This window comes from Neoasaia chiangmaiensis (genome assembly GCF_002005465.1).
GTDB classification, from domain to species: domain Bacteria; phylum Pseudomonadota; class Alphaproteobacteria; order Acetobacterales; family Acetobacteraceae; genus Neoasaia; species Neoasaia chiangmaiensis.
Genome location: NZ_CP014691.1, coordinates 2,382,501 through 2,398,430, shown reverse-complemented (window position 1 = coordinate 2,398,430; position 15,930 = coordinate 2,382,501). Strand labels below are relative to the sequence as shown.

The 15,930-nt window shown below is 62.2% G+C and carries 11 protein-coding genes, 1 tRNA gene, 2 rRNA genes and 1 pseudogene (1 of these 15 cut by a window edge); 5 read left to right on the top strand and 10 right to left on the bottom strand.

The genetic code is table 11. The features are described 5' to 3' along the window. Positions 1–62 precede the first annotated feature (62 nt). Positions 63–1,382 (bottom strand): dihydroorotase, encoded by a 1,320-nt coding sequence (locus A0U93_RS11590; protein ID WP_077807476.1) that lies wholly within the window; start codon positions 1,380–1,382, stop codon positions 63–65. Between the two features lie 208 nt (positions 1,383–1,590). Between A0U93_RS11590 and A0U93_RS11585 the strand changes: the two genes are divergently transcribed. From A0U93_RS11585 to A0U93_RS11575, 3 genes are all read left to right on the top strand, one after another. After that, positions 1,591–2,463: a D-amino-acid transaminase gene (locus A0U93_RS11585; RefSeq protein WP_211274007.1), complete on the top strand. Its 873-nt coding sequence runs from the start codon at positions 1,591–1,593 to the stop codon at positions 2,461–2,463. A gap of 29 nt (positions 2,464–2,492) precedes the next feature. Beyond that, entirely contained in the window at positions 2,493–2,843 is a 351-nt protein-coding gene (locus A0U93_RS11580) for a RidA family protein (protein WP_077807475.1), read from the top strand. Between the two features lie 65 nt (positions 2,844–2,908). Beyond that, on the top strand, positions 2,909–3,808 hold the full coding sequence (locus A0U93_RS11575) for a delta(1)-pyrroline-2-carboxylate reductase family protein (RefSeq protein WP_077807474.1): 900 nt from the start codon (positions 2,909–2,911) through the stop codon (positions 3,806–3,808). Here the strand turns inward: A0U93_RS11575 and A0U93_RS11570 are convergent. Further along, entirely contained in the window at positions 3,803–4,258 is a 456-nt protein-coding gene (locus tag A0U93_RS11570; RefSeq protein ID WP_456306284.1) for an Lrp/AsnC ligand binding domain-containing protein, read from the bottom strand. The two genes, A0U93_RS11575 and A0U93_RS11570, sit on opposite strands and share 6 nt — an antisense overlap. 143 nt (positions 4,259–4,401) lie before the next feature. On the opposite strand from A0U93_RS11570, the gene putA reads away from it, so the two are divergent. Both putA and A0U93_RS11560 read left to right on the top strand, forming a co-directional pair. Next, entirely contained in the window at positions 4,402–7,977 is a 3,576-nt protein-coding gene (gene putA / locus A0U93_RS11565) for a bifunctional proline dehydrogenase/L-glutamate gamma-semialdehyde dehydrogenase PutA (RefSeq protein ID WP_077807472.1), read from the top strand. Positions 7,978–8,205: 228 nt separating this feature from the next. Further along, positions 8,206–8,394, top strand: a complete 189-nt coding sequence (locus tag A0U93_RS11560; protein WP_077807471.1) for a hypothetical protein — start codon at positions 8,206–8,208, stop codon at positions 8,392–8,394. 42 nt (positions 8,395–8,436) lie between these two features. Here the strand turns inward: A0U93_RS11560 and A0U93_RS11555 are convergent, their stop codons facing one another. The 8 genes and pseudogenes from A0U93_RS11555 to A0U93_RS11520 all read right to left on the bottom strand — a co-directional run. Next, positions 8,437–9,456, bottom strand: coding sequence for an IS481 family transposase (locus tag A0U93_RS11555; protein ID WP_077807470.1), 1,020 nt, complete (start codon positions 9,454–9,456; stop codon positions 8,437–8,439). 214 nt (positions 9,457–9,670) lie between these two features. Further along, a complete protein-coding gene (locus tag A0U93_RS11550) occupies positions 9,671–12,091 on the bottom strand; it encodes a TonB-dependent receptor plug domain-containing protein (RefSeq protein WP_245824854.1) in 2,421 nt (806 codons plus the stop codon). Positions 12,092–12,503: 412 nt separating this feature from the next. After that, positions 12,504–13,184: a hypothetical protein gene (locus tag A0U93_RS11545; protein WP_077807468.1), complete on the bottom strand. Its 681-nt coding sequence runs from the start codon at positions 13,182–13,184 to the stop codon at positions 12,504–12,506. Continuing rightward, positions 13,154–13,468 carry a hypothetical protein gene (locus A0U93_RS16235; protein ID WP_149026880.1) on the bottom strand — a complete coding sequence of 105 codons (315 nt, stop codon included), beginning with the start codon at positions 13,466–13,468 and terminating at the stop codon, positions 13,154–13,156. The genes A0U93_RS11545 and A0U93_RS16235 overlap by 31 nt, the downstream gene beginning before the upstream one ends. Before the next feature lie 34 nt (positions 13,469–13,502). Continuing rightward, a pseudogene (locus tag A0U93_RS16985) lies at positions 13,503–13,927 on the bottom strand (ATP-dependent DNA helicase); the annotation flags it as partial. A gap of 434 nt (positions 13,928–14,361) precedes the next feature. Beyond that, positions 14,362–14,438, bottom strand: a tRNA-Met gene (locus A0U93_RS11530). A 27-nt stretch (positions 14,439–14,465) separates the two neighbouring features. Next, positions 14,466–14,580 (bottom strand): 5S ribosomal RNA (gene rrf, locus A0U93_RS11525). 117 nt (positions 14,581–14,697) lie between these two features. After that, positions 14,698–15,930: ribosomal RNA gene (locus A0U93_RS11520) — 23S ribosomal RNA — on the bottom strand (it continues 1,506 nt past the right edge of the window).

Genomic DNA, 15,930 nt, shown 5'->3' with positions numbered 1-15,930 from the left:
GCCGCTTTCAGGCACCTGCGGACATTTCGAGACGGGCTCTGACACCAGCTCAGGCAGTCGGTTCAGGCGAACGATACGAGCCGACCCGCTGGCGCATCGAGCACTTCATCCTCTCGCATGACCGTATGGCCCCGCACGATGGTCATGATCGGCCAGCCGGTACATGCCTGCCCCGCAAAGGGTGTCCACCCGCATGGCGATGCAATCCAGCTTTCCTCGATCACGCGGGTTTTCCGAAGATCAACGACGGTGAAATCCGCATCATACCCCACGGCGATCCGTCCCTTGCCGACCGCGCCATAGACACGGGCCGGCCCGGACGACATCAATTGCGCCATACGGTGCAGCGACAGCCGCTCGGCCGCCACGTGATCGAGCATGATCGGCACCAGCGTCTGCACGCCCGTCAGCCCGGCCGCCGTGAGCGGCCACGGGCGCTCCTTGGCCTCCCGGCTATGCGGGGCATGATCGGAGCCGATACAGTCGACATCGCCGGCATTTACAGCCGCCCAGGCCGCCTCGTAATGACGCCGGTCGCGGATCGGAGGATTCATGATCGCGTAACCACCCAGGCGGTCATACACCTCCGGCCCAACCTGCGTGAGATGATTGACCAGAACCTCGACCGTCCCCAGCCCTTTGAAATCGCGCATGTAGGCGAGTTCCTCGGCCGTCGAGACATGCAGGATATGCGCGCGGCGACCGGTCTTCCGGGCGAGCGCCATGAGACGCCGCGTGCCCAGAAACGCGCATTCCTCGTCGCGCCACTGCATGTGCATACGATAGGGTTCGCCTGTTCCGAACAGTGCCCTGCGCGCCTGCAGACGCGCCTCGTCCTCGGAATGATAGCAGACCGTGCGGGCACCACTGCGCATCAGCGCCTCAAGGTTGACATCGTCCTCGACAAGGTTCGCAGGCGGTGCCGATCCCGCAAAGACCTTGATCGCGCAGACATTCGGCTCGGCCTCCAGCATGCCCAGGTCGGCGATGTTGCCCTTGGTCCCCCCGACATATAGACCGACGTCGCACCATGCCTCGGCCGCGATTATCGTCCGTTTGCGATCGAGTGCTGCCGCGGAAATGACCGGATCCTGCGTGTTCGGCATGTCGAAAACCGCGGTCACTCCGCCAAGGACGGCGGCCCGGGTTCCGTCGGGGATCGTCTCGACAGCCGGATCGCCCGGATCACGCAGATGGACGTGCGGGTCAATGATCCCTGGCAGGACGTGCAGGCCGCGACAGTCGATGATGTCGGTGGCGTGGGCCGCGCGCAAATCGCCCAGTGCGACAATCCTGCCGTCGCGGCATCCGATATCGGCAACTGTTCCGGCCCCGTCGGCAACGATGGTCCCGGATCGCAAAATGATATCGAAATGCTGCATGTCCGCCTGTGCTCCCGCCAATGCCATATCCGGCTTTCAAACGCGTGCCATGCTACCAGTGCCCCCGCGCTGCTGTCGTATCGCGAAACGAACGGCACTATCAGGACGGCAAATAGGCTCGGGCGATATCCGATACGCGCGCTGCACCCGAAGTTCCTATGATGGCATTTCAGAACAACCGCCCGGGGCCGGATCAGGGGAATTACACGTGACGACAGACAACCGTATCGGCTATATTCGTGGACAATTCATGCCGCTGGCGGACGCCACGATCCCCGTCATGGACAGAGGATTTCTGTTCGGCGACGGCGTCTATGAAGTGACCGCCGTGATCGAGGGGCGTCTGGTGGACGATGCGGCGCATCTGGCCCGACTGGATCGGTCGTTACGGGAGATCGGCATCTCGAACCCTTTTCCCGCCGATGACTGGCGTCGCATCGAGGAAGGCATTGTCCGGCGCAACGCCTTGCGCAACGGCCTCATTTATATCCAGGTCAGCAGAGGCGTCGCCGAGCGTGCATTCAAATACCCCGACGATCTTCAGCCGACGGTCGTCATGTTCCCCCAGTTCTCGCCCGTTCAGGACAATCCTCTGACCAGAACAGGAGCGCGGATCATGACGCTTCCCGATCTCCGCTGGGCCCGGTGCGACATCAAGTCCACATCGCTGCTCGCACAGGTTCTCGCAAAACGCGCGGCAGCTGAGGCGGGCATGGCGGAAGCCTGGATGACGCGGGGCGACACCATCACCGAAGGCGCATCCTCGACCGCCTACATCGTCACGCAGGACGGCGCCATCATCACGCGCAGCCTGTCGCACGAGATCCTGCCGGGCATCACGCGGCGGACGATCCTGCGCATCGCGGGCGAGCGCGGACTGCGCATCGTGGAGCGTCCCTTCACGCGCGACGAGGCGCTCACGGCGGCCGAGGCCTTCTATACGAGCGCATCCACGATCGCCATTCCCGTGGTCGACATCGACGGGCATGCCATCGGCCCCGGTCGGCCGGGGCCGGTCTTCACCCAGCTCTATACCGCCTACATGGACGCTGTCATGGCGCTCACGGACGTGGTGATCTGAACGATCCGGACTTCAAGGGAGACTTAATCATGAGCATCACACGGCTCGATCCCCACGAGCGCCTGTCCGGCGCCGTCATCCATGGCGGCCTCGTCTGGCTCGCGGGACAGGTGACACAGGATCCGGCGCTGGACACGGAACGGCAGACCGCCGACGTGCTGAAACAGATCGACGCGCTGCTCGCGCAGGCCGGCAGCAGCAAGGCCGACATTCTTTCGGTACAGATTTTCCTGCCCGACATCACCACGATCGACGCCATGAACCGGGCATGGGATGCCTGGCTCGATGCCGCCTGCAAGCCGGCCCGCGCCACGGTCGAAGCCCGCCTGGCGGACCCAGGGTGGAAGGTCGAGATGACGCTGGTCGCCCGCATCCCCTGATCGTCACCCCTGCCGGTCACCCCTGCTCCGGGCGCCCGTCGCCCGATCTGCCGCCGAGAACACCGATGCATACACTCAATGCCCAAGAAACCGGGCAGGCGCTTCCGTTCCAGCCACTCATCGACACGCTGCGCGCGGCAATCGCCGAATATGCCCGGGGCGACATCGTCTGCCCCGAGCGTCTGGTCGTTCCCACGCGCGACCGGGCGGGAACCGTGCTTTCGATGGTCGCGTGCGGTGATGACCTGCTCGCACACAAGCTGCTGACCATCTTCCCCGGCAACCAGACCATGCCCACCCTGCAGGGGCAGGTGACCGCCCTCGACGCCGCCTGCGGCCGTTTCCTGTTCGCACTGGATGGCATCACCGTCACCGAACGCCGCACGGCGGCGATCTCGATGTTGGGCCTCTCCTGCTTCAGGCCGCCCGCACTCGAACATGTACTGCTGATTGGCACTGGCGCTCAGGCGCGGGTGCATCTCGAGGCGCTGAATGCGCTTTACCCGGGACTGACCGTTTCGATCCGCGGGCGGCGCCCGGAGGCCGTGGCACGTCTCATGGCCAGCTCCTTTCCCCATCTGCGTCTGCAATCCGAGGACACGCAGACGCCCGATGCGCATTACGATGTCGTCCTGACCGTCACGAGCAGCCGGGACGTTCTGTACGACCGCAAGCCTGCACCCGACACGCTCGTCATCGGCGTCGGCGCGTTCCGCCCCGAGATGATCGAGATCGGTCCCGGAATCGTGCATGGCAGTCTTTGCGTGGTGGACGATCCGATCGGCGCGCCGACAGAGGCGGGCGACATCATCCAGGCCGGGAAGGAGTGGTCCGGGGTGCGCTCACTCGCGAGTTGCCTGAACACGCCGCCGGCAGATGGCCGCCCCATCTTTTTTAAGAGCGTCGGGTGTGCGGCGTGGGATCTGGCAGCCTGTCGGCTCGCCGCCCGCGCTCGGCCATCATAGCGGCAGTTCCGGATCGGCCTTGATTTCCTCCATGACCGTGTAGGTGTGAGTCTGGCGCACGCCGGGAAGGCGCGCCAGCGTCCTGCCAAGAAACGTCCGGTAGGCGTTCATGTCACGCACGCGCGCCTTGACCAGATAATCGAAACCGCCGGCCACCATATAGCATTCGCAGACCTGCGGGATGGACCGGACCGCCTGCGAGAATGCATCGAAAATATCAGGGCTCGTCCGGTCCAGCGTCACCTGGACGAACACGACAAGCCCGAGCTGGAGCGTCTCCGGATCGAGCCGGGCCATGTAGCCGCGAATGACGCCGCCCTGCTCCAGCCTCCGGACACGCTCGAGAGTGGCCGTGGCACTCAGATGGATGGCGCGCGACAGTTCGATATTCGTCATGCGGCCGCTTCTCTGGAGATGCCTGAGAATCCTGCGGTCGATCTCGTCCAACACATTCCTCTCCGCCAAATTTCATACGGCAGGAATGCCCTGCAACAGGGTTTTATACGACGGCAGGCGGCAAGATCCGCACCAAATTCGGACACGGGCCGCGTAAGGAACGCCGTTATCAGACTGAAACGATGAGGGTGCTCCGCATGAACAGCTTTTTCTTCGCCCTCGGCGCCGCCGTGCCGGATCGTTGCGCCCTGCGTCGCGCCATCACCGATCATACGCTGGCACCCGAGGCGGACCGGGTCGCGCACCTGTCCGCGGGCGCGCGGCTTACGGCCGAACAGGCGGCCCTCGCCGATACGTCGGCACGGACACTGGTCGAGGCGCTTCGGAGCGGTGGTGCTTCCGGCATCGTGCAGGGCTTGGTCCGGGAATATGACCTTTCGTCGCGGGAAGGCGTTGCCCTGATGTGTCTCGCAGAGGCCCTCCTGCGCATTCCTGACGCCGCGACCCGGGACGCGCTGATCCGCGACAAGATCGCCTATGGCGACTGGCGCGGCCATCTCGATCGCAAGACGCCTCTTTTCGTCAACGCGGCCACATGGGGACTAGTGATCTCGAGCCGGTTCCTGGCCGAACGCGACGGTTCGCGTCTGCCCCGGACGCTCGATGCCCTGCTCCACCGCTGCGGCGAACCCGTGATCCGGCGCGGCGTGGACATGGCGATGCGTCTCATGGGCGAGCAGTTCGTGACCGGGCAGACGATCGAGGACGCCCTGAAGAACAGCCGGCCGTTCGTCACGCGCGGTTTTCGCTACTCGTATGACATGCTGGGGGAAGCCGCGATGACCGCGGCCGACGCCGCGCGCTATTATCGGGATTACGAGAGAGCCATTCACGCCATCGGGCGGGCAGCGCAGGGCGCGGGCGTTTATGAAGGTCCGGGAATTTCCATAAAGCTTTCAGCACTGCATCCGCGCTACAACCGCCTCCAGCGCGATCGCGTGATGGCCGAACTTCTCCCGCATCTCGCAGCACTCGCCCGTCTGGCGCGCCATTACGACATCGGCTTCAACATCGACGCCGAGGAAGCGGACCGGCTGGAGCTTTCGCTCGACCTGCTGGAGGCCCTCTGTCTCGACGAGGCCCTTGCCGGCTGGCAGGGGATCGGTTTCGTCGTGCAGTCCTATCAGAAACGCGCGCCCTTCGTGCTGGACTGGGTGATCGACCTTGCCCGGCGGACCCGCCACCGGATCATGGTCCGCCTTGTGAAAGGTGCCTACTGGGACAGCGAGATCAAGCGCGCGCAGGTCGATGGCCTTGCGGATTTTCCGGTATTCACCCGCAAGGTCCATACCGATATCTCCTATCTCGCATGCGCACGGAAGCTGCTCGATGCGCCGGATGCGGTTTTCCCCCAGTTCGCCACGCACAACGCCCAGACGCTGGCCAGCATCTATACTCTGGCCGGGCCGGATTTCTCTCCAGGCCGTTTCGAATTCCAGTGCCTCCACGGAATGGGCGAAAGCCTCTACAATGAAGTCGTCGGGTCGAAAAAACTTGACCGCCCCGTACGGGTTTACGCACCGGTCGGGACGCATGAGACGCTGCTGGCCTACCTCGTCCGCCGCCTGCTCGAAAACGGCGCGAACTCTTCATTCGTCAATCGCATTCAGGATCCTTCCGTCAGCGTGGAGGATCTGATCTGTGATCCCGTGACGCTGCTCGCCAGGCTGAAGCCGGATCAGGCCATCGTGCCGCCGCTGGACCTCTTCCGGCCCGAGCGCCGCAATTCGGTCGGTCTGGACCTCACGAACGAGAATACCCTGCGCGCACTCGGCGCGTGTCTGACGAAGCCAGCAACGCCTTTCGGCGAGATCCACGGCGTTGCCGTTCTCAACCCGGCCGACAGGTCGGATGTCGTCGGCCATATCGCGTTCGCCACGCTGCAAGCACGTGAGGATGCTCTGGCCCGGGCCACGCGTGCAGCTCTGGCGTGGGCTGCGGTTCCGGCTACGGATCGTGCGCGGATGCTGGAAATGGCAGCCGACATGGTGGAGCGCGACATGGCGCCGCTGATGGGCCTGATCATGCGCGAGGCCGGCAAGACACTGGCCAATGCGGTGTCCGAAATTCGCGAGGCGGTGGATTTCCTGCGCTATTACGCCGCAGGCATCCGCGCGCACGCTGCGGATGCCACAGTGCGTCCGCTGGGCGTTGTGACCTGCATCAGCCCGTGGAACTTCCCGCTGGCCATTTTCCTCGGTCAGGTGTCCGCAGCCCTTGCGGCCGGAAATGCAGTGCTCGCAAAACCCGCCGAAGAGACACCGCTCATCGCGCGCGCCGCCGTCCGCATTCTCCACGACGCCGGCATCCCGCACGATGCGCTGCACTTCGTTCCGGGCGATGGAGAAGCCGGGGCACATCTGGTCGGCGATCCGCGCGTGAACGCCGTGCTGTTCACGGGCTCGACCGCTGTTGCGCGCCTGATCCAGAAACAGCTCGCCACCCGCCTCAATCCGGACGGGCGCCCGGTGCCGCTCATTGCGGAGACAGGCGGCCAGAACGCCCTGATCGTCGACAGTTCGGCGTTGACCGAGCAGGTCGTGGCCGACGTCATGTCCTCGGCGTTCGACAGCGCAGGCCAGCGATGCAGTGCCCTGCGGGTCCTCTGCCTGCAGGACGACTGCGCCGATCGCGTACTTGCAATGCTCAAGGGCGCGATGCGCGAATGGCGGGTCGGCAATCCCGCGCATCCGCAGACCGACATCGGACCTGTTATTTCCGCCGAGGCCCGCGCCGGCATTCTCGATCACGTCGAAGCCATGCGCACGCGCGGATACCCGGTGTTCCAGACGGACCCCACACTCGAATGCGCGCAGGGCACATTCGTAGCGCCAACACTGATCGAGATAGACGATCTGAATACCCTTGGGCAAGAGGTCTTCGGCCCGGTCCTGCACGTGGTGCGTTATGCGAGAGATGCCCTGCCGGCCCTCATGAAGGCAATCAATGCCACCGGCTACGCGCTGACCTTTGGCGTGCATTCACGGGTCGACCATACGATCGAGACCCTAACCGCAAAAGCGGCAGCCGGGAATGTCTATGTCAACCGCAACCTTGTCGGCGCCGTGGTCGGCGTGCAGCCGTTCGGCGGTCACGGACTATCGGGCACCGGGCCCAAGGCAGGTGGGCCGCTTTATCTGAGGCGTCTTGTAGCGGCATCTAGTGCGATCCCTGCCGAACTGGAACGCGCGTTGCCCGCTCCGTGCGGCGCCTTTGCGCGCTGGGTGGGCACGAACCTTCCGGCCTGTCCCGTTGTCATACCAGCCTCCACGCCACTTGGCGCCATTCTCACGCTGCCTGGCCCGGTCGGCGAGACGAATACCTATGGCCTGGCCCCACGCGGGGCTGTCCTGTGTGCCGGACCGACACTGGCGGATGTCTGCCAGCAGATCGTCGCAGCACTGGCCACAGGCAATGACTGCCTCGTGCCGATGCCGATCTATCAGTCCTTCCCGCCGCTGCCGGACGATCTGCACGGCAGGATACGATCCGACCGGTCCGCGTCAGCGATCGACGCGGCGCTCTGCGGCGGACAGGGCGATGTCGTGCGGGACGTGGCGCGCAGGCTCGCGGACCGCGACGGGCCGATCGTCACCCTGCATACGGGCGATGCACAGGGCGCCTATTCATTGGAATGGCTGGTCGCAGAACGCGTCTGCACTACCAATACGACAGCCGCCGGCGGCAACGTGGCGCTGATGGCCATGGTCTGACCCCAAGGCGAGACAACATCGCTCGGCCCGGCCGGAAGATCGTGCATGGCGCACGGCTTCTACGGGGCCTGCCGGTACGTTCGACATGCCACGCGGCCGCTGCACACGTCGTCCCCACCGCGCAGCGCGCCATGATGACCATGTGTCGCATCGCCCGGGCGCAACAGTCCGGTTTAGCGCAGGGGCAGACCGAGCCTGCCACCCCAGTGTGTCGTTTTGGGAGAGCCCGTGATCGAGGCAGGGGCCTGCAACGATGTCTGGACGATGCGCGCTGAGGGCGCATCCTCCAGCTGCGCGCGGCAGCTTGCGAAGGGCGGCTATCATCGTCACTGCGCCCCGATGCCGGAGAACCGCACGCGCGTGTATTCCTTGCGTGCAGCGCTCGGAGCCTGTCTGGAAATGTCGCAGTATGCATGAAAGCAGCCTGAAGGGTCACGCCCAAGGTCAGGTTTCCCGACGTCAGAACGCCGCGATCCGAAGGCTTTCTGCCGTGTTTAGTCCCATGGTTTGATGGTGCGGGTTTTGCGTGAACCTTGATGGCTCGTGCTGCCATTGCTGGCAAATGAATTCATAGGGCGTGAGGCCCCGAAGGGTCTTCAAACGGCGCGCGAAATTGTAGGCCGCAACGAAGTCGCTGAGATGCTGGCGAAGCTGGTCGTGCGTCTCGTAGTAAAAGCGCTTGACGGTCGCGTCCTTGATTGTCCGGTTCATCCGCTCGACCTGGCCGTTTGTCCATGGATGACGCGGCTTGGTCAGGCGGTGCTCGATGTCCAGATCGGCACAGGCCAGTTCAAAGGAATGGCAACGGAACAGGATTTTTTCGGCACGCATTGCCTTGATGTCTTCGGGCGTCCAACTGTTGCCGGACGGATCGGTGAAATGCGTGCCGTTATCTGTCAGGACCGTGTGAATGCGATACGGCACGGAAGCGGCCAGGGTCCGAAGGAAATCGCCGGCTACGCGCCGTGTTGCCTTTTCATGTAGTTCGACAAAGGCAAATTTTGATGTCCTGTCGATGGCGACGAACAGGTAAAGGCGCCCCGCTTCCGTCCGAACCTCGGCCAGATCGATATGGAAGTAGCCGATCGGATAGCGCTTGAACTTCGAGCGTTTGGGCTTGTCGCCCGTGGTGTCGGGCAGCCGGGATATACCATGCCGCTGGAGGCACCGGTGCAGTGACGACCGGGTCAGATGCGGGATCGTCGCCCGCAACGCGTAAAGGCAGTCGTCCAGCGGCAGCAGCGTATGGCGACGAAACGCCACGATGATCGCCTCATCTTCGACCGAAAGGACTGGTGAAGATACTGGCCGTGGTCCCGTTGGGCGATCCAGAACGTCGGACCGCTTCTTCCACTTCGCGACCGTCTTCTGGTTGATCCCGTAGCGTTTCGCCAGTGCCCTCAAGCTCGCTTGACTATGTTGTATCGCTCGACGGACTGCCGCTGTCGTTGTGGCGCTCCCGTGGTGAACCTGGCCCATAGTGCTTCCTTCCATTCCGGCGAAAAGACTGCACCATCAAACCCCGGGACCAAACATCTAGCATGCATCTTCAAACTGGCGCTCGCGCTCCGCCCTCATTTCGGAACAGGCTCCATACCTACGCGAAATCCGCGCGGAAGCACATCAGGCCGGCACCCCGCAGGATCCCGGTGCCATGTTGGCACCGGATCCTCGTCGCGTCCCTGATGCGCGTTCAGAACGTCACGTTCGCCCGCAGATAGTAGAAACCGCCATTGAAGCCCATCTGACCGTTGCGGATCGAATACCAGTATGACCCCAGATAGCTGTTCGCCTCCGGCAGTTTTCTCGGCTTGATGTTGGTCACGTTACGCGCACCCATGGCCACGCGGAGGTAATTCACAGGCTTGTAGCCAACCTCGATATCGGTGTTCCAACGCGGTTCGTTGATGAAATGCTGGAACACGGACGTCGAATACTGGTTCGGTCCGGCCGCGAAAAACGTCAGGTTTTCGGCGAGGCTTCCGAACCGGGTCTCACGTAGCATGACGTCGAAATTGCGGTAGTTCCAGTTGACTCCCATGATGATCTTGCTGCGCGGGGTCGCATTCGTCAGATAGGTCGCAAGCTGGCTGTTCAGTTCAGGCTCGCCCGAGGCATTGAGGGCCATGTGATAGATCGTCGTGCGGTTCAGATTCAGTGCAAGGCTGAACAGGAACCGTCCATAACGTCCTGAGCGCCACAGATAGTCGGATGTGATATCTAGACCCTGCGTCCGTGTGCTCGCACCATTAGTCAGGTAGTTCGCCGAGACGTCGCTCGGCGTCGCGGTCTGCAGCGGAATGCCGTTGGCCTCGATCGCATCGATCGCCTCCTGCCCGTTTACGCGGCCGCCGCCGACGATCCTGTCGCGGATATTGATCTGATAGACATCCGCCGCGACGTGCCAGCGATCCACCGGCTCGAGCACGATCCCGCCGCTGGCGTTCGTCGAACGCTCCGGCTTCAGCCTGCTCGCGCCGATCTGCCGCGCGCCAGGAGATCCTGTCGCCAGCAGGCCGCTGGCGCCGCCGGTCGCATCGGTCACGATGTTGCTGAAATATTCCTCCGCAAGCGTCGGCGCCCGGAAACCGCTACTGATGGCAGCACGGAAGGCAACCCGGCGCGAGAGATCATACCGTGCGGCGATCTTGCCGATCTGCGTGTCACCAACATCCGTATAATGCTCGGTGCGGCCGGCCAGATCGACGTCGAACTGTCGGACAGGGTGGATGTCCACGTCGATATAACCGGCCGTGACATCCCGGCTGTGTCCACCCGCGACACCCGGAATGATGCCGCCCAAGCCCTGCGAGCCGCTGCCGTAATAGGAGGCCGGACTACCCGCGGAGATGTCGTAGTGCTCGTAGCGGTATTCGGCACCGCCTGCGAACGTCACGGGGCGCGCGAGCCCGACATCAACCGACCGGCGCAGATCGAAATTGTTGGTCCACTGCGTATTGCGATACCGGCCGATCAGGAAATTCGTCGGCGTGGAACCGTAGGTATCGTAATAGGACAGGTTGGCCGAGTTCTTGTTGCCGATATCGGCAATGTCCTCACCCCACGTGGAAGACAGTTTCCAGTCAAATCCGAGGAACTGCTCACCCTTGAAGCCGAGCGTCACCGAATAGTCGTTTTCGTTGTCCGTCTGGATCGGGGTGTATCCGTTCGGGTAGATCTCGGGCAAGGACGACGGCAGGCGATAATTCTGGTAGCTCTCGCCATGCTTGTGCGCGTAGGTCGCATTTCCGAAAAACGACAGACTCTGGGCAAGAATGTCCCTCCCGAAGGTCATGCCGAACGCGTGACGCGTCATTTCCGGCTGCCCGAGCGTCTTGTTGTCGAACTGGCCGGTCCGGTTGTCGGGCCCGCTGCGAATCGTGTGATCCTGATGCTTGTAATCGTAGCTCAGATGGACATATCCGTCTGGACCCCAGGAAAATCCCTTGTCGAATCCCGCAATGACCGAAAATCCGTCTCCCTGTTCGGTCTGCCCGATCTGGCTGTAGGCACCGCCGCGGGTCGCGTTCTTCTTGAGAATGACATTGACGACGCCCGCGATCGCATCCGAGCCATACTGTGCTGCGGCGCCGTCGCGCAGCACCTCGATATGGTCGATCATGCTCGCCGGGATCGTGTCGAGGTCGGTCGGCGTGGCACCCTGCTCGGGCCCCGTATCATAGCTCATGATGCTGGTCTGATGACGCCTCTGGCCATCGACCAGGATCAGCACTTCATTCGGGTTGAGCCCCCGCATGCGGATCGTGGAATTGAACGCCGCGGTATCGTTGCCATAGGCACTCATCGAAATCGAAGGCGTCAGGCGCGTAAGCGCGCGAGACGGGTCCGTTTCGCCCGTCTGCTGCAACTGCCGCGCCGTGACAATGTCGACCGGGGCCAGGCTGTTGCGGGCCTTGCGGTGGCTGTCGCGGGTGCCGGTGACGATCACGGCCTCGCCCTCGGGAGTGTCGCCCGTAGGCTTCGGGGGTGTTGCAGCACGGGTAGGCGCCGTATGCGATGCTGACGGGTGACGCGCAGTCGCATCCTGCGCAACAGACTGCGCCCATGCGTCGGAAGCCCAAGCGGCTGCGCACAGCGAAAGGATGGTGGACACCAGAAAAACGTCACTTGTCCTGCGGGCCACAGTATTCTCCATCCATTGATCGCGCGGTGCTGAATTTCGTCGAAGGAAAGTATGCCGCTCACGTTGCGCATCAAGAACTTTTCGATCAGGAAAGTATTTCGAAATCGCGTACGTTATCATTGGCAATTATAGATCCCGTTGTCCGCGATACGCTTGGTGGGTCGGGCGGGACGACTTCCACGCCTGTTCTGCCGGGTAACCACGGCTTGCAAGGGATCTCTGACCGCCGGTGCTTTTTTGCATCCCGGCGAGCATTGTTATGGCCCGCCCCCAATGGAAACGCGCCTCTCGACACCGCTTTGAACGGCATCAATACGGATCCACCATGTGTCTGGAAATACCAAAGGACGCATTAAAGGATGCCTGATGAACTGCTCCCGGATCAGGTCTCCATACATCGAAACGCAGCGATCATCTGAAGACACCTGCCAAGGTGCTGGGAGACACACCATCGGCGTGCTTTTTCAAACAGACTCTGAGCTGGACTTTGGCGGTTTACGCCGCGTAGCAGGCATTGGTGAGCAAGGCATTGAAAAGTAACGAAGGTATTTTTTGAGTATCGGTCGTTGACGGCGACCTGTGAAGCCCATAATTCTCTTCGAACGGCAGCGACGACATCGCTGAATGTCAGCGTCTGCTTGTGATACCACGTCGCGGCGAGCGGCCTGATGGTTTTGGTCCGGTGGAGATCGTTGGCAGCCAGTGTCACGACCGAGAACAGACCCATCAGCACCGGCGTCGTGCGGGCTATGGCAGGATCGGACCACTGGCGCTGTGTCTCAATACCGAGATGTCGCCGTGTTTCGGCGAACGTCACCTCCATCGACCACCGCCGGACGAACCAGCGGACGATATCCTCAGGTGCCGCGTCGAGATCGGTGCACAGGAAAGCTTGCGGACGAAAACGGTTGCCCGGATCGCGAACCAGAACATAGCGGATGGGTACGGCGCGACCGAGGTGATGCCACAGCGCGGTGCCAGAAATGAATTCAACGCATTGATCCTGGCCGCCATAGCAGTTGGCGATTGTCGTCAGGCGCCATTGTGTATCGGGATGATCCAATCGACTTGCAAGCGTGGGCTGCCGGTTTCCCGTCCGCCGCGGACGCCCCACTGTTCCGGGTCGGCGGATGGGCGGCGGATCGAATAGACGGGCGTCGAGACGCAGGCGGCTGACCATACAGGCGCATGCCACCACCCTCGCAGGATGCTGCGAAGGTCACGACCTCGCACATGACCTCCCAGTCGCTTCCAAGCGCCAGCACGTCCCACGAGCGCGCATGTTGCTGCCCATTCCTCCAGACTCCGCACCGCCTCGTCCCGCGTGCTTTCGAAGCGCAGCAGCATGTGCTCGATCTTCGAGACCACCCCCGTCACTCCGTCATGCGACGCTACCCGCCAGCCACTCCCTTAGCTTCGACCACCGCCGCCTCCCGCCCTTATTCCGCACGGCGATGGCCAGCGCCTTCTTCTGCCCGACCAGCACAACGAGCTTCCGCCCCCGTGTCACACCCGTATAGAGCAGGTTCCGCGCCAGCATGGCGTAATGTGGGTCACCAGCGGGATGACGACGGCCGGGTATTCCGATCCCTGGCTCTTGTGGATGGTCGTGGCGTAGGCGAGCACCAGCTCGTCCAGTTCCCCAAAACCATAAACGACCTCCCGACCATCGAATAAGACCGTCAGTTCGCCCTCTTCCACATCAATCCTGTCGATAACGCCGAGGTCCCCGTTGAAGACATCCCGGTCATAATCGTTGGCGATCTGCATCACCTTGTCGCCCGGCCCATAGGTCCAGCCGACCCTGATCGTCCATGGCGATGACGACCAGATCGTGCCGATCGGCACCTCAGCCCTGCTGTCGGCCAAGCTGGTGCCGAACGCCACGCTGAAGATCTATCCAGGCGCAAGTCGCGGCCTGGCCCAGATCCAGCAAGACCAGTCAACGCCGACCTCCTTGCCTTTATCCAGGGCTGAACTTTCAGCCCGAGACCGCTCGCCCCTTTCGCCGGGGACGGCCGGCCTCGACCAGTTTCACGTCTGCTTCGACAGGACCCGTTCATAGCCTGGGCAGACGTGAAGCCATCCCCCCAAGCTATCACGCGTCCGTGATTCCGGCGGAAACTACGCTGGTCTTTGACTCCGTTTGTTTCCTATGTGTTTCCTGCGGGGTGATTTGGGCAACAAAAAACCCGCCGGTGAGGGCGGGTTTTAGTGTGCGATATCAGTCGCTTAATTCATGGTTGCGGGGGCAGGATTTGAACCTGCGGCCTTCAGGTTATGAGCCTGACGAGCTACCGGGCTGCTCCACCCCGCGTTGGTGATTGTGTGGGTAGTTCAGGGGACCTGGCGGCGACCGACTTTTCCGCATCTTGAGATGCAGTATCATAGGCGCTGGGGCGTTTCACGGCCGAGTTCGGGAAGGGATCGGGTGGAAGTCTCCCGCCATGGCCACCAGGTCTTCTGAACCACCCTTTTTGGGGGTGGGATAGGTTGGTGATGGGTTGTGTGTGTGTGTTGCGTGGATGACTGCTGTGCATGTGTGTGCCTACCGTCACGCTGTGGTGAGGAGGCGTTGTGTGAGCGATAGGGGCGATTAGGACCGGTTAGCTGCGCGCATTACTGCGCTTCCACACCCGGCCTATTGACGTGCTGGTCTTGCACGGCCCTGTGAGACCTCGTTTTGAGGTGGGTTTCCCGCTTAGATGCTTTCAGCGGTTATCCCGTCCATACTTAGCTACCCGGCTGTGCCGCTGGCGCGACAACCGGTGCACCAGAGGTATGTTCATCCCGGTCCTCTCGTACTAGGGACAAATCCTCTCAAGTCTCATACACCCACGGCAGATAGGGACCGAACTGTCTCACGACGTTCTAAACCCAGCTCACGTACCACTTTAATCGGCGAACAGCCGAACCCTTGGGACCTGCTCCAGCCCCAGGATGTGATGAGCCGACATCGAGGTGCCAAACCTCCCCGTCGATGTGGACTCTTGGGGGAGATCAGCCTGTTATCCCTAGAGTACCTTTTATCCGTTGAGCGATGGCCCGTCCACGTGGGACCACCGGATCACTATGGCCGACTTTCGTCTCTGCTCGAGCTGTCACTCTCGCAGTCAGGCGGGCTTATGCCATTGCACTCAACAGTCGATGTCCGACCGACCTGAGCCCACCATCGCGCGCCTCCGTTACACTTTGGGAGGCGACCGCCCCAGTCAAACTGCCCACCATGCAGGGTCCCGGACCAGGCTAGACTGGTCTCGGTTAGACATCAGAAAAATTCAGGGTGGTATTTCAAGGATGGCTCCACCGGAACTGGCGCCCCGGTTTCAAAGCCTCCCACCTATCCTACACAGAATGTCTCTGATGCCACTGCAAAGCTGCAGTAAAGGTTCATAGGGTCTTTCCGTCTGACCGCGGGTACCCCGCATCTTCACGGGGAATTCAATTTCGCTGAGCCGATGCTGGAGACAGCGGGGAAGTCGTTACGCCATTCGTGCAGGTCGGAACTTACCCGACAAGGAATTTCGCTACCTTAGGACCGTTATAGTTACGGCCGCCGTTTACCGGGGCTTCAATTCAATGCTTGCACATCTCCTCTTAACCTTCCGGCACCGGGCAGGCGTCAGGCCGTATACGTCGTCTCTCGACTTCGCACAGCCCTGTGTTTTTACTAAACAGTCGCTACCCCCTGGTCTGTGCCACCCGGTCATGGTTGCCCACGATCGGGTCTCGTTTATCCCGAAGTTACACGAGCAATTTGCCTAGTTCCTTCAGCATCGTTCTCTCAAGCGCCTTGGTATACTCTACCA